This is a genomic window from Ensifer sp. 2TAB8 (assembly GCF_052115125.1).
Classification (GTDB): domain Bacteria; phylum Pseudomonadota; class Alphaproteobacteria; order Rhizobiales; family Rhizobiaceae; genus Ensifer.
Window position 1 is genome coordinate 83,251 of the sequence record NZ_JBFRGB010000021.1, and the last position, 13,825, is coordinate 97,075.

The window sequence follows — 13,825 nt, forward strand, 5'->3', positions numbered from 1 at the left end:
GTCAGCGCCGTATCGGCACCTGCATCTCGACGATGCGGAAGGCGCGCGTGATGATGAGGGTGAGGCAGACATAGAAGACGGTGACGACGACCAGAGGCTCGTAGACGAGCAGCGTGTCCTGCCTGATCTTGTAGGCGACGGCATAGAGATCCATCACGGTGACGGTGAAGGCGAGCGGTGTCGCCTTCAGCTGGAGCACCACCTCGCCGGCGATCGTCGGCAGGGCGATGCGGATCGCCCGTGGCAGCCATATTCGCCGCAAAAGGGTCCATCGCGTCATGCCGAAGGCGCGTCCGGCTTCCAGTTCTCCCTTTGGAACGGCGAGCAACGCGCCGCGCAGCACCTCCGCCTCGTAGGCCGCGTAATTCAGCGTGAAGCTCACCGCCGCGAAGAAGAAACCCTCGCGCACAATCGGCCAAAGGTAGCTTGAGCGCAGGCCGGGGATCATAGGCAGCAAAGACCCGACGCCGTAGTAGAGCAGCCACAATTGGATGAGCAGGGGCGTACCACGCAAGCACGTGCAGTAGGCTTTTGCGCACCATCGCAGCCAATGGGGACCGCTCACTTGCGCGAGCGCAAGGCCGATCGCCAGAACGAAGCCGAGACTGACCGAAATGAAGAGCAGAAGTATCGTCTGTAACGCGCCTGCGGCAATGAGCGGCCAATAATTGGAGACCCAAGAAAAATCCATTGTGCGTCTCCTCAGGCTGGTCTTGCCTGCCCGCGCCGGAAATGGGTCTCCAGGCTAGCGAACACGACATTGGAGGCGACCGTGATCGCCAGATAGATTGCGGCAGCGGCAAGGAAGAACAGGAAATAATGTTTGGTGTTTCCAGCGGCGAGACGTGTTGCAAGCGCCAGTTCCTGATAGCCGACAACGGCGATCAACGCACTGTCCTTGGTGACCGACATCCAGAGATTGGCCATGCCGGGGATTGCATTGGGCATTAACGCCGGCAGAACGATCCGGCGGAAGCGCAGCCAGGGTCGCATGCCGAAGGCGCTCGCGGCTTCGATCTGGCCCGCGGGAATGGCAAGGATTGCACCGCGCAGCACCTCGGTCATGTAGGCGCCCTGCACGACCCCGAGCACAAGAACAGCGGCGAGGAAGCCGTTGATTTCGATTGGCGGGAAGCCGAGTGCGGAAAGCAGCCTGTTGATGCCATCCGTCCCGGCATAATAGAGGCCAATGATCAGGATCAGTTCCGGGATGGCGCGCACGGCCGTCGTATAAAGATCAAGCAAGGTGGCGACAGCACGGCTCCCCTTGAGTTTGCCAGCCGCAGCCGCGAGCCCGATCAATATGCCGACCACATACGCTCCGAGCGAAATCATAACAGTCGAGGCCGCGCCCGAAAGCAGCACCCCACCCCATCCCGGTGGGCTGGGCGAAAGCAGTTCGAAAATGGATAAGCTTGTCTGCATGAACAACAGCTCCGCGGCGTCCGAGCAGGATCATTGGGCTCGAACGCTTTGTCGTTGAGAGGGTGCAATCGGCGGAACAGCGGGTCGCCTTGACGCCCGCTACGTCGGCTATTCGCCGTAGGGATCGAAGTTGAAATACTTCTTGGAAATCTCGGCGTATTTTCCGTTAGCTCGAATGGCTGCGATAGCGGCGTTCAACCTGGCGAGCAGCTCGACATCTTCTTTGCGCAATCCGCCGCCGATTCCTTGCCCCAGAACATCAGGGTCATCCTGGACATTACCCTTGTCCTCGCAACAATCCTTGCCAAAATCCGATCCAAGGAATGTCATCAGCGGAATGGAGTCGCCGAACACGTAGTCGACGCGGCCGACTGAGAGGTCCTGGAAAGCCTCATCCAGCGTGGCATATGTCTTCTCGTCGGCCACGCTCGCAAAGTGCTTCTTGTAGTATTCGGTCTGGACCGTGGATACCTGGATGGCAATCGTTTTGCCGGCGACGTCATTGGCGGTGGTACCGCTTATGCCGTCTTGTGCACCGATCAGTTTGCTTGGTGTGTTGTAGTACTTGTTCGTGAAGGCGATTGTTTTCTTGCGTTCATCCGTGATCGACATGGAAGACCAGATGACGTCGAATTTCTTTGACTGAAGACCGGGAATAAGCCCATCCCAAGACATGTCAACGACCGAGCAGCTTTCCTTCATTTCGGCACAGATCGCATCCATCAGATCGATTTCCCAGCCGATCCATTTGCCCGACGCGTCCTTGGTAAAGAACGGCGGATAGGCTTCGTTCATGATGCCGAAGCGCACTTCCGCACTCGCGCCGGCACCCGAGGCGAGAAGAGCTGCTCCGGCAATAAGGTAAATTGCGGTCTTCATGTCAGTTCCCTTTCGTTATTGGTTGGTGCACGGCCACGCTCAATGGCGTGACGAGCTCGTGAATTCGCGACACCGGGCGCTGATCGGAGCGCCAAAGATTTGCTCCGGTTTTCCCTCTTCCTCGACGCGGCCTTGATGCAGGAACATCACGTGGCTTGAGACGTCGCGCGCGAACTTCATCTCATGCGTTACGAGCAGCATCGTACGGCCCTCTTCCGCGAGATCTCGGATGACCTTGAGGACTTCACCAACGAGTTCGGGATCAAGAGCTGACGTCGGTTCGTCAAACAGCATCACCGACGGATCCACGCACAGTGCCCGCGCTATTGATGCGCGCTGCTGCTGCCCACCTGACATGAAGGCGGGGTAGACGTGGCGTTTTTCGTAGAGCCCAACTCTATGCAGCAGCGCTTCAGCTTTCTCGGTCGCCTGCCTGCGGCTCATCCCGAGCACGTGGACTGGCGCTTCGATGACATTCTCAAGGACAGTCATGTGTGCCCAAAGATTAAAGCTCTGGAAAACCATGCCGAGACCGGTCCGGATGCGCTCCACTTGCCGCCAGTTGGCAGGATGTACGCGACCGGCCGATCCAGTCTTCATCAGAACTTCCTCACCGTTGATGACGAAACGGCCGCGGTCCGGGACCTCCAGAAAGTTGATGCAGCGAAGGAAGGTGCTCTTGCCGGATCCTGACGACCCGATCAGCGAGACGACATCCCCCTTGCCCGCGGCAAGTGAAACGCCTTTCAGCACCTCGTGGGTTCCGTAACTCTTGTGTACGTCGTCGACGCGCAGTGCGCCTGAAATGCTGGCTGTCATTGGTTCCCCACTCTTCGTGGCTTGTTAGGGCGCAATTTAGCAATCGCTTGCGCGGCGTTGCCGCACAATCGTATCTTTTTGAGGATTTTTTCCGCGGCATGCCGCTGGCCGCCGCCGCTTTTCCGCGTCACTGCCCGTTAATGCAGATCACCTTGGGTTGGGTCATGTCCTCATAGGCAAAGCGCACGCCTTCGCGGCCCATGCTGCCGTGCTTGAAGCCTCCGAACGGCATGGCGTCAAACCGGTAGTCGGAGGAATCGTTGATCATGACTCCACCGGCCTCGATACCGGCTGCGGCCTCAAGGGCCACGGCAAGATTGTTGGTGAAGACGCCGGCGTGCAGGCTGTAGTCCGGTTCGTTCGCCAGTCGGATCGCGTCCGCAAGCGTCTCAAAGTGCTCGAGGATCGCAACTGGTGCGAAAACCTCCTCCTTCCAGAGACAATTGTCGCGCGGGACGCCTTCAAGCACGGTTGGGTGGTAGATGGCCCCTTCGCGGCGATGGCCGCAGAGTAGCTTTGCGCCAGCAGATAGAGCTCTTTCCACGGCCTTTTCGGTCCGTTCGGCCGCGGCGGCGGAAATCATGGGGCCGACATCGGTACTTTCAAGGCGCGGGTCTCCAGCACGAAGGCCGCTGGTGCCGGCGACAAATGCCCCTCGGAACTCTTCATAGCAGGCGGCTTGAACGAGAATGCGTTGCGTGCCGATGCAGTTCTGGCCGGCGGCCCAGTATGCGCCCGAAATGCAGCCATCCACCGCCTTTTGAACGTCGCTGTCCGCCATGACGATTACCGGAGCATTGCCGCCAAGGTCCATTGCGAGCTTTTTCAGACCGGCCGTACGCGTGATCGCCTCGCCGGTCGCAAAGCCACCGGTGAACGACACCATGCGGACATCGCGGGCTGAGACAATGGCGCGCCCGAGATCCGCGCCGCCGACAGCGACAGTGACGATGTCCTCCGGCAGGCCCGCTTCGATCAACGTCTCAACCAGCTTGAGGGCGGAGAGCGGGGCAAGCTCCGATGGCTTCAGAAGCACCGAATTGCCGCCCGCGATTGCCGGGCCAAGCTTGTGCGCAACCAGGTTCAACGGATCATTGTAGGGGGTGATGGCGGCAATGATTCCAAGCGGTTCGCGTGTGAACCAGCCTTGGCGCGCCTCGGAGCCCGCGTAGGCGTCGAACGGAATGATCTCGCCGGCGTTGCGCTTGGATTCCTCCGCAGAGAGCTTCAGCGTGTTCACGCAACGCGATGCCTCCTTGCGGGCCTGCGTAATCGTTTTGCCCGCCTCGCAGACAATCGTGCGAGCGAAATCCTCCAGTTGCTCCAAGACGAGCCGCGCTGCTCCTTCAAGAACGGCGGCCCGGCGGTGCCTGGGCAGCGTTCGCGACACCACCGCCCCCCGCTTGGCACGTTCAAGTAGGGCGACAACGTCATCGGACGTGCTGGCTCTGACGCTTCCGACAACTGTGCCGTCATAAGGATTGAAAACGTCGATCGATTCCGCAGTCGGGGTAACCTGAAGCTTGACGTTTGTCATTCCGCGGCCTCCTTGATCGAACCGGCCGAGGCTGAGCGGTGGATAGCAATGATATCCGAGAGAAGAGCATAAGCGGTCTCGATCCGGCCAGCTCCCGGACCCGTTACCGTTACTGAACCGAGCATCTCAGTGGTGAAGGAGACCGCGTTGATAGCGCCACTCACTCCCGCGAGCGGGTGCGCGAACGGCAGACGGCGCGGCGCGACCGATGCCTCGACGCTACCATTCTCGAGACGCGCTGCTGAACCGATCAGCTTCCACCGGTATCCCTCTTTGGCGGCTGCCTCGATGTCCACGGTGGTGAGCGCGGAAATTCCTTCACAAGAGACATCAGCCGGTTTGAGCACTGCGCCCAGCAGTTCATTTGCCAGAATGACTACCTTGAGACGAACGTCGTAGCCTTCAACATCAGCGGTCGGATCGGCCTCGGCGTAACCAAGCGCCTGCGCCTCTTGAACCGCCTCGGTAAAACCGAGTCCAGCCTCCATGCGACCGAGGACGAAGTTCGAGGTGCCGTTGAGGATGCCTTCAAATCCACCGAGGCCAGCCCCGGCAAGTGCGTTCTTCGCCAGGCGTATGACGGGTGTTCCGCTCATGACGGCCCCCTCATACTCGAAATGGACCCGGTTACGACCAGCCAGCGCCTTGAGGTCGGCGGCTGCAAGCGCCACCGGACCCTTATTGGTGGTTACAATATGCTTGCTGCTCTCGAGCGCCCAGCGGCAATGGGAAACGGCCGGCTCTCCGTCATGGGGGTTCGTGAATGTGGCTTCAACAACGATGTCTGCAGGCGCCTGGCGGATGACCCTTTCGTTGTCAGCTTCCGCGGATCCACCGGAAAGCCTGGCGAAACCGCCCCTCTCGAAATTGGTCTCGACGAGCATTCGTGCGTCAATGCCGTTTCGCGACACGACGGAGCCAAGGTTGAGATCGGTCACTGCGACAATGTTGAGCCGGAAGCCGAGTTCCGACTGCCAGAGGTCGTTTCGCTCGGCCACGAGCTGCGCGAGGGCGCGGTTCACTCCACCGAATCCGATAAGAGCTATGTTGTACTGTACCATGTCGGTTCCTCATCCTGGGCGATGAGAAGAGCATGCCGGCCGCCAATCCCAGCAGGAAGGTGCCGAAATGGCCAAAGATCTGGCCGCTTTGACAAGGGAGCGTGACAACTGCGCAAATGTGGCAGAAGCGTGGTAGTGCAGAGGCGGCCACGAAAATGCCTAGGATGAGAGAATGGAACCGATTGACGATTTCGATCGCAGGATTTTGAGCATCGTTCAGGTTGACTGCCAGATGAAGGCGGAGGCCATCGGCGACTTAGTAGGGCTGTCCGCATCAGCCGTGCAACGGCGCCTGAAACGGATGCGGGACTTAAACATCATTACCGCCGAGATTGCCCTCATCGACCGCAAGGTCGCCGGAAATCCGATGACGTTTATCGCCGGAATGGAGATTGAACGGGAGAACTACGACGCCCTGTCGAAGTTTCGCGTCTGGCTTGCCAAGCAGGAGCACATTCAGCAGGTCTACTACGTGACCGGTGCAGTGGACTTAATCGCCATCATTACTGCCCGGGATGTGGGTCAGTACGACGAGATCACGGCCAATTTGATGTCAGAAAACCCGCAGATCAAGCGCATCCACACCAATGTCGTGCTGAAAGACATTAAGCTCGGAATGTTCGTACCGGTCGAAGGCTAGTCCAAGCGCTCCCGCGTCCACAGGACGCAGGCCGCGGACGTATACGATTGTGAACGTGTCGAAGATCCGCCCGTTTACGGATGCTTTCGTACCCGGGCATCAGGATTTGATCCCGCTATTGCAACGCAAGGACGGTCAATGATGCGACGAGCGACGGCACCATGACGACGAAGCCGATCCTCATGAAGGCCCATGCTCCGATCTCCAGCCCCTCGCGGCGAAGTGCTGTAAGCCAGAGTATCGTGGCCAGCGAGCCGGTGACGCAAAGGTTTGGGCCGAGATCGACGCCGATCAGCACCCCGCCAGCGACCTTGTCGGAGACATCAGCCAGTTGAACGGCACTTCCAGCGACCAGCCCGGCCGGCAGGTTGTTTACGAGATTGGAAAGCAGAGCTACCAGCACGCCAGCGCCAGCGACAGACCAGGTCGGAGATGTCGAAGCATTCTGGGAAAGGTATTGCGAAAGATTGTTGATCAGTCCCGACTGGTTCAATGCCTCGACGACGATAAACAATCCGGCGACCAGCGGCAAAACGCTCCACGAAACCCCCTTTATCGTCCCCACAGGACTTTGCCGGGTGATGAGCAAGACCGCGGCCGTTGCCACGCACCCGGCAAGAAACGTTGGCAAACCGAGATCGAAATGCAGTACCGAGGCGGCAAGCAGGATGGCGGCCGTGCCACACAAGGCAAAGCCAGCCAGCTTCCCGCTCGCTGACAACGGCACAGCCTGTATATCGAAGGCAACGCTATCGGCTCTGATGACCGAGCGCTGGGTCCAGTACAATGCCAGGAACGTCACAAAAATGGACGCAATCGCAGGCAGACCAAAGATTGCGAGCCAGCGCGAAAGCGGCGGCATATTGCCGCCCCCGAAAATCACCAGATTGGCCGGATTTGAGATCGGAAAAACGAAGCTCGCTGCATTGGCGATGAAAGCACAGATGAGCAGATGTGGCATGGGATCGCGCACCTTGGCTGCCTTGCAGGCCGCATATACGGCTGGCGTCAAAACCACCGCCGTTGCGTCGTTCGACAGTAACGCAGTGACTATAACGCCGACGGCGAAAATCAGAACGAACAGCCTCCTAGACGAGCCCTTGGCACGTGTGGTCGTGATCGAAGCAAGCCAATCGAACAGTCCTTCCTGACGTGCGAGTTCGGAAAGTAGCATCATGCCGATCAGGAAAAGATAAACGTCGATACCCTTTGCGACACCGATCCACGCCTCGGCAGGGCCAATCAGACCAAGCCCTACGAGCAGCAGGGCGCCACCGACAGCCCATATCGCTTCCGGCCAGGCAAAGGGYCGGGTGATGACGCCGAGCGCAGTCAGTCCGGCTACACCCCAGGTCATGGCAAGTGCATTCATCGTATTTCCAAACCCAATTTCGGCCCTGATACCGACATACTCGCGGCATCCATATCGTTATTGTGCGGCGAAGCAATGATCTTCGGTTCAACAATGAAGGCTGCGACATCACACGCGGCAACGCCGTTCAGGCTTGGCGGACTGCGATCCAACGCCACGCGTCGATAGTCCGTACACCGGTCGCGGCGCCACCGAGAGTTTTAGCCACCCCATATCCTGAAGCAAACCGGGTCCTACAAGCAGGCAAGCAACGCCATCCAGGATACGCCGGAGATGGTCGCCAAGAACTGCGGTCGTTTCCTTACGCAGACAAAGCGGCGCTTGCTGCCAGGATTTTGAATCAGGTATCGGAAGCAGCATAGTCTCCGCAATCTTTCCCGACAATTTGATAGGTGTAGCACCTAGTGCTATATGAAGCGAAGTTCCATTGAGCAATCCCGGAGTCGCGGAAATTATCTGAATTTAAGATAACTGAAAATCAGATATAAATGAAGCCCCCATCTCAAGGCTGGTGGGAAAATCGTGGCCAAGACTCTCGGTACGGCACGGCATAGAGCGCTGATCGCGCTACTTATCGCAAAGCGTGAGGCCGCAGGACTCACGCAAACAGAACTTGCGGCAAAGTTGGGGGAGTATCAGTCCTTTGTGGCGCGCCTTGAAAGTGGCCAACGTCGCGTGGACGTCGTCGAGTTCCTGGAGTTCGCCGACCTCTTAGACTTCGACCCTCTCGACGCACTGGTTGAGCTCAAGCGCATCAAGGGATGACCGCAGTCATCGCCCCCTGATTGGCATTCCACTCGATACATTATGCGATACTAAGCGCACAGATCGGGAACATTGCATGATCGGTTCAAGTGGCGTGGGTCAAGAAGCGATCAGAGCCCGGCTTGCACACCGGACCCTGTACGCAATACGCAATCCCGAGGAACTTAAGTAGGGCTACGCCACCGCGATCTTCGGCGGCTGCCACGAGCCGTCGATGATCGCGTCCTTACCCCAATAGGCACGGATATAGAGCGAGAAGGCTCCGTCCGGCGCCGGAAGCCAGTTGCTCTCCTTGTCGGCGCCGGGGCTTTTCGCGCCGGCATAAAGGGTCAACGAGCCGTCGGCATTGCGCTTCAGGCTCTTGTTCTTGGTGCCGAGCGAGTAGCGCTTGAGATCGTTCGGATGGAAAAAATGCTCTGCGGTGTAGAGCGTCAGCGACCAGAACCCATTGACCGGCGGCTCCTCGCCGGCGGCAAAGGTGATCGCATAGGTCTTGGAGCCTTCGAGTTCCTTTCCGGCGTCGTCGTAGTCCGTGTAGAAATATTGGGTTTCGTTCGGCTTGTTGTCGAACATGTTGGATTTCGCCGTGCCGGTACGGTCGAAGTAATCGACACCCCACCGGGCATTGTTCAGCGAGCGGTTCCAGCCGTTGCCGGCGGGCACGCCGTTGTGCTCCCAGCGGTGGAAGAGCTGGATGACCTCCTTTTCGGTGGCGACTGCTTCCTCGACCAGCCGTTTCTTGAGTTCCGGGTCCTTGGATGCCGCATCGAGCAATTGCCGGAACTGGGCGTACATCGCCTCCTCACCCGCTTGCGGCGCGACGATCTCCAGAACCTCCGGAAGCTGATCGAAGAAGTTTTCGGGAATCACCCATTTCGTTTCGGCCTTGCCCTCCGACTTGGGGCCCGGGATGTCCGGCGCCTCGCTCCAGTCCACGGTTTTCATCGTGCCGTCGAATTTGGCGAGCGGATAGAAGACGATCTGGTCGATCTTTTCCTGGATGGCTGCCTTGTCCTCCGGCGTGTCGTCTTGGAAGACGCGCGGAATGCCGTTGGCGAGCGACGTTGGCGAGCGGAACACGCCGGTAATGCCCTTCGGGGTGTCGCCCTTCCAGTTCGGGCCGACCAGCAGGTAGAAGCCGGGCTTGCTGCCATAGGGTTTTCCGAGATCGGCGAACTGATCGGTCCTGGCATCATAAAGTGCATAGACCCAGAAACGGTCGCCGAAATCCGGCACCTGTGCCACGACGGGCTCTTTGTCGAGATCGAAGAAACCGAGGCCGTAGACGACGTCCTGGTTCGGGCAGGCGATGAAGGTCTGCGCCGGATCGATATAGTCGCTGAGCATCGCGACCTCGCTGAGCGGTGCGGCGGGGAGCACGCCATTGAGCTTGCCGGCGTGTGGTGCCTTCGTGATGGCTGTCCGGCGATTGATCATGTTCACCATCGGCCACGCCCAAATATAGGCCTGGCGAGCGACGATCGCGGCGTAGGCCGGCTGCATCTTGACGTCGCTGGATGGGTTGGCCAACTCGGCGAAGCTTCGAGACGCGGACGCCGGCGCGTCCTGCGCCTGGGCCTGGCCGGCGGAGGCGACCAGCGAGGCGGCAGGAAGCGTTGCGCCTGCGCCGAGTGCGGCCAGCGAAGCGACGCCAAGGCCACCCTTCATCATGTCGCGCCGGTTGATCTCCGGGCTCTTGCCTGATGTGGTTTTCATGGACAGTTCCTCAAAAAGTCACGGATTGGAATGAGAGAAGGGGCGCGCGTGACGCGCCACCCAACATCACTTCACCTTCACCAGATCATCCGGCTTCCAGGTCTGGTCGAAGAACTCCGTGCCGGTTCCGTAGAGCCGGACGGTGGCCAGGAAGTTGCGGTCGGGCACCGTCTGGATAAAGTTCGAGTCCGGTGCATCCGCGGGCTTGGTCCGGCCGAAATAGAGATCGACCGAGCCGTCGGCATTGGTCTTGACCTTGTTGAAGGCGTTGATCGACGGCAGCAACTGCTTCGTCTCGGGCATCGTGCCATCGGTGATGTTGTAGGCTGTGACCGCCCAGAAGAGTCTCGCCGGCGGGTTCGGCGGCAGGTGCAGCCTGTAGGCGTTGGAGCCGTTGAGGAAATCGCCGTCGGCATCCTTCAGCGCTGTCGGATATTTGGAGCCGGCGTCGAGCGTGCGCATCACCATGGCCGGCGCCGAGGAATAGGCGACCTGGAAATAGGTCGCGCGCTGGTTGACGTCGAGGTAGCTGTCCTGCAGCCATTCCGCCGTCGCTCCGCCCCAGACATTCTGGTACTGCCGGTCCTTGTAATACTTGTTGCGCTCGTCGGGACGGTCGGTCTGGCGCAGTGCCATAATCATCCTCGGCGCAGTCTCGACCGCCTTCTTCAGAAGTTCCTGCTGTTTCGTCGTCGGTTTGAACGGCTGGCCCTTGACGATACCGATCGAGGCGAGCACGCCACGAAGCTCCGGATCGATCGCCGAAACCGGCTCGTAGTCGACGAAGTCCTTGAGCTTGGTCCAGTAGGTGTTGTCGACCGGGTACATCATGTTGATGCGCTTGCCGGAGCCGTTCGGAAACTCCATCGGCTTGACGTCCTTCTCCGTTGCCGACAGCGGATAGATGCGGGTCTGCTCGGCCAGCTTGACGGCGGGCGCCGGATCGGGGCCGTTTTCGCCCTTGCTCATGATCGTGCGGAAGAACAGGAAGACATTGTAGGTGGGCGAGGTGAAGGTGAAATAGCCCTTTGGCACCTCGCCGTCGTAGCCCGGCGGCAACAGCAGGTAAAGGCCGCCACGCGCCCGGTCCGGGCCGACGGCGCCGACATCGGTGATCGTGCGCTGGAAGAAGTCGGTGAACATGCCGATGACGTTTGGCGGGGCGGCGATGACCAGCGGCCCGGTTTCCTTGAGGTCCAGGTAGTTCATCGAATAGATCACGTCGGCATTTGGCGTCGGCACCCAGGCGCGCGCATCCATCCGGTCCTTCCAGATCGGCAGCACATTGTAGCCCTTGCCGAATTCGGCCTCCGATCCGTCGCGCATGCCGATGACGTTCAGCGCCGGCTGCATGGTCATGTAGGCGTGAATGGCGCACTGGTAATAGAGTTCGTCGAGCAGGTTTTCGGCTTCCGTCTTGTCCAGCCACTTGCCGTTGTTGATCTGCTCGACCAGAGGCGGCGCGGCCGCCTGCTGTGCCAGGACCGAAGCGGTTGAAAGAAGAGACGTCGCTGCCGCGACCAGTAATATCGTTTTCAGTCTCATTATCATCTCTCCAAATATTAAGCGCATGAGCGCGGTTTAATCACTCAATCCGTCATAGCCGTCGTCCAACGTCCAACGTCCCACGCTGAGCCCGAAGGCGATCCGTGAAACGAGCTCGGCGATGCTTTGGGCGATGACCGGACGATCCGGCTCGTCATAGAGAAACCACAGGACCTGACCGTACTTGTCCGGAGGTTCGGGACGGAGATCGATGCAGTAGTGGTCGCCGCGCGGACTGCCGAAGAGCGGAAGCCAGCTTTCCGACCAAAACGGCTTTCCCGGACCCTTGCCACAAGCGCCGGCTGACGGAAGGGCCGTGTCGCGATATCTCAGACACAGGTCCTCCCAAGCGACGACGACGAGATCGAGCGGCAGCCAGCGCTGATTGAGGTATAGCGCGGGACTGCCTGCCGGCTGGCCATCGTGGGCGGCATACAATTGCCGGATCTCAGTTGGCAGCCTTCTCCCGAACCTGGCTTCGACACGCTGGATGGCTCCGGGATCCGCGCCTGCTCTCAAAAACGGCAGGCGATCCGGATGGTTGCCGACGACCCAGGCTTCAATGCGCTTCAGTGCCAGAACAGGTTCCAGTAGGCTCGGCATGGGGTATCCTCGGAGGCGCTAAACTCTCGGTTTCCCTGCAATCGGCTTTCGCGACCGAGAATAGGCCCCGCCCCTCTAGGCTCAAGACCATATCCGTGCCAAAACTTGACTGAGCGTGCCAATCTTGAGGTGAATTCAGGACGGATTCCCGATGCGTAATTCGACCATCGAGAGCACCCATTTTTCCAGCCAGGACTTTGACACCTGGCGCGAGAGCATCGATGTCGTCTTCGATGTCGAGCGACCTGAAGACAGCGACTCACCGTTCCACGCGAGCGTAGAGGCCTTCCAGTTGGGCGACATGGTCGTCACCGATGCCATGCTCGGCGCGCAACGCTACACGAGATCGGCTGCCAGAACCCGCAAAGACGGCATGGACCACTTTGTGCTGAATCTCTACCGGACTGGCGGGTGGAGAGCGGATACGACCGGTGGCGAGTTCGTCGGGACAGCGGGCCAGGTGTCCGTGCTCGATCTTTCCGCCGGCCTGATCAGTGACGAACCCGACTGCCATCTCGTCGCCCTGTTCCTTCCGAGGTCGCTTATCGAAGACCGACTTCCTAACCTGGGCGCGCTTCATGGATCAGCCCCGGTCGGCCCCCACTCTCTGCTTCTCGCCGAATACATCGACATGCTGGCCCGACGACTGCCAACCTTGCCCGTCGGCGATGAAACCGCTTTGGCAGAAGCCACATGCCAGATGCTAGCGGCTTGCCTCGCTCCCTCGCTTGTCAATGCGGAGGCTGCGCGCCCCGGCCTCGAGCTCGTGCTGCTGCGTCGCGCGAAACGCTATATCGAGGCTCACCTCGACGCCAGCACGCTAGACGTCGATGCGATTTGCAACATTGTTGGCGTGTCGCGCCGGACGCTTTACCGCTTGTTCGAATCGGAAGGTGGCGTGCTCCGTTACATCCAAAGCCGTCGACTCGAGCGGATCAGGTCGATTTTGGCCAACCCCAGCGATACGCGCCGCATCTCAGACATTGCGGCCGACTTCGGATTTTTGAGAGGCGATCATTTCGCGCGTGTCTTCAAGCAGCAGTTCGGGCAGAGCGCACGTGACCTTAGGCAATCGGTGAAATCAGACGGGCGAACGGATATGGGTCTGGCGGTGCAGGCCCCACACGCTGGATTCGACGATTGGATAAGGCAACTTCCGTCATAGGAGGTTGAACTATTTGCTGCTTGGCACGTTTCTCAGCGTCTGCGAGACGATTCCCTCGCCTTGAAGGGAATTGAACCGTCGACCCCGCCATTCTCGACTTGGGAATGAGTGGCCGCCCCGGTCTCCCTGGCGGCTCGCCTCACGCGAGCGTGTAGGCCGTCTTGACGGTTGTGTAGAATTCGGCGGCGTAGCGGCCCTGCTCGCGCGAGCCGTGGGACGAGCCTTTGCGGCCGCCGAAGGGCACGTGGAAATCGACGCCCGCGGTCGGCAGGTTGACCATCACCATGCCGGCTTCCGC

General features: G+C 59.7%; 14 protein-coding genes and 1 pseudogene. 4 read left to right on the forward strand and 11 right to left on the reverse strand.

The features are described from left to right. Position 1: 1 nt before the first annotated feature. From AB4Z53_RS26910 to AB4Z53_RS26935, 6 genes are all read right to left on the reverse strand, one after another. Positions 2–691 (reverse strand): ABC transporter permease, encoded by a 690-nt coding sequence (locus AB4Z53_RS26910; RefSeq protein ID WP_291162298.1) that lies wholly within the window; start codon positions 689–691, stop codon positions 2–4. Between the two features lie 11 nt (positions 692–702). Next, positions 703–1,425 (reverse strand): ABC transporter permease subunit, encoded by a 723-nt coding sequence (locus tag AB4Z53_RS26915; RefSeq protein ID WP_113535794.1) that lies wholly within the window; start codon positions 1,423–1,425, stop codon positions 703–705. A gap of 108 nt (positions 1,426–1,533) precedes the next feature. Next, positions 1,534–2,304, reverse strand: coding sequence for a transporter substrate-binding domain-containing protein (locus AB4Z53_RS26920; protein ID WP_058328397.1), 771 nt, complete (start codon positions 2,302–2,304; stop codon positions 1,534–1,536). A 39-nt stretch (positions 2,305–2,343) separates the two neighbouring features. Continuing rightward, positions 2,344–3,123, reverse strand: a complete 780-nt coding sequence (locus AB4Z53_RS26925; RefSeq protein ID WP_113535795.1) for an ABC transporter ATP-binding protein — start codon at positions 3,121–3,123, stop codon at positions 2,344–2,346. Between the two features lie 127 nt (positions 3,124–3,250). Then, complete coding sequence (locus AB4Z53_RS26930; RefSeq protein ID WP_441598685.1) at positions 3,251–4,660, reverse strand: aldehyde dehydrogenase family protein; 1,410 nt, start codon at positions 4,658–4,660, stop codon at positions 3,251–3,253. Next, positions 4,657–5,721, reverse strand: coding sequence for a homoserine dehydrogenase (locus AB4Z53_RS26935; protein WP_441598687.1), 1,065 nt, complete (start codon positions 5,719–5,721; stop codon positions 4,657–4,659). Before AB4Z53_RS26935 ends, AB4Z53_RS26930 begins: the two co-directional genes overlap by 4 nt. A 172-nt stretch (positions 5,722–5,893) precedes the next feature. Between AB4Z53_RS26935 and AB4Z53_RS26940 the strand changes: the two genes are divergently transcribed. Further along, a complete protein-coding gene (locus AB4Z53_RS26940; protein WP_441598689.1) occupies positions 5,894–6,361 on the forward strand; it encodes an Lrp/AsnC family transcriptional regulator in 468 nt (155 codons plus the stop codon). A 115-nt stretch (positions 6,362–6,476) separates the two neighbouring features. Here the strand turns inward: AB4Z53_RS26940 and AB4Z53_RS26945 are convergent, their stop codons facing one another. Continuing rightward, positions 6,477–7,733 (reverse strand): arsenic transporter, encoded by a 1,257-nt coding sequence (locus AB4Z53_RS26945; protein ID WP_441598691.1) that lies wholly within the window; start codon positions 7,731–7,733, stop codon positions 6,477–6,479. A 128-nt stretch (positions 7,734–7,861) separates the two neighbouring features. On the opposite strand from AB4Z53_RS26945, the pseudogene AB4Z53_RS26950 reads away from it, so the two are divergent. Beyond that, positions 7,862–8,095 (forward strand): annotated as a pseudogene (locus AB4Z53_RS26950) (hypothetical protein); the annotation flags it as partial. Positions 8,096–8,255: 160 nt separating this feature from the next. Continuing rightward, positions 8,256–8,498 (forward strand): helix-turn-helix domain-containing protein, encoded by a 243-nt coding sequence (locus AB4Z53_RS26955; protein WP_113535802.1) that lies wholly within the window; start codon positions 8,256–8,258, stop codon positions 8,496–8,498. Positions 8,499–8,672: 174 nt separating this feature from the next. On the opposite strand, the gene AB4Z53_RS26960 is transcribed toward AB4Z53_RS26955, so the two are convergent. The 3 genes from AB4Z53_RS26960 to AB4Z53_RS26970 form a co-directional block, all read right to left on the reverse strand. Further along, complete coding sequence (locus tag AB4Z53_RS26960; RefSeq protein WP_441598693.1) at positions 8,673–10,214, reverse strand: DUF1254 domain-containing protein; 1,542 nt, start codon at positions 10,212–10,214, stop codon at positions 8,673–8,675. A gap of 66 nt (positions 10,215–10,280) precedes the next feature. Beyond that, positions 10,281–11,759 carry a DUF1254 domain-containing protein gene (locus AB4Z53_RS26965; RefSeq protein WP_441598695.1) on the reverse strand — a complete coding sequence of 493 codons (1,479 nt, stop codon included), beginning with the start codon at positions 11,757–11,759 and terminating at the stop codon, positions 10,281–10,283. Between the two features lie 36 nt (positions 11,760–11,795). Then, complete coding sequence (locus AB4Z53_RS26970; RefSeq protein WP_441598697.1) at positions 11,796–12,362, reverse strand: SMI1/KNR4 family protein; 567 nt, start codon at positions 12,360–12,362, stop codon at positions 11,796–11,798. A gap of 151 nt (positions 12,363–12,513) precedes the next feature. Here AB4Z53_RS26970 and AB4Z53_RS26975 point away from each other — a divergent pair, with 151 nt between their 5' ends. Continuing rightward, positions 12,514–13,527, forward strand: a complete 1,014-nt coding sequence (locus AB4Z53_RS26975; RefSeq protein ID WP_441598699.1) for a helix-turn-helix domain-containing protein — start codon at positions 12,514–12,516, stop codon at positions 13,525–13,527. Positions 13,528–13,666: 139 nt separating this feature from the next. Here AB4Z53_RS26975 and AB4Z53_RS26980 read toward each other — a convergent pair. Continuing rightward, positions 13,667–13,825: aldehyde dehydrogenase family protein (locus tag AB4Z53_RS26980; RefSeq protein ID WP_441597761.1), on the reverse strand; the 159-nt coding region annotated here is incomplete at its 5' end.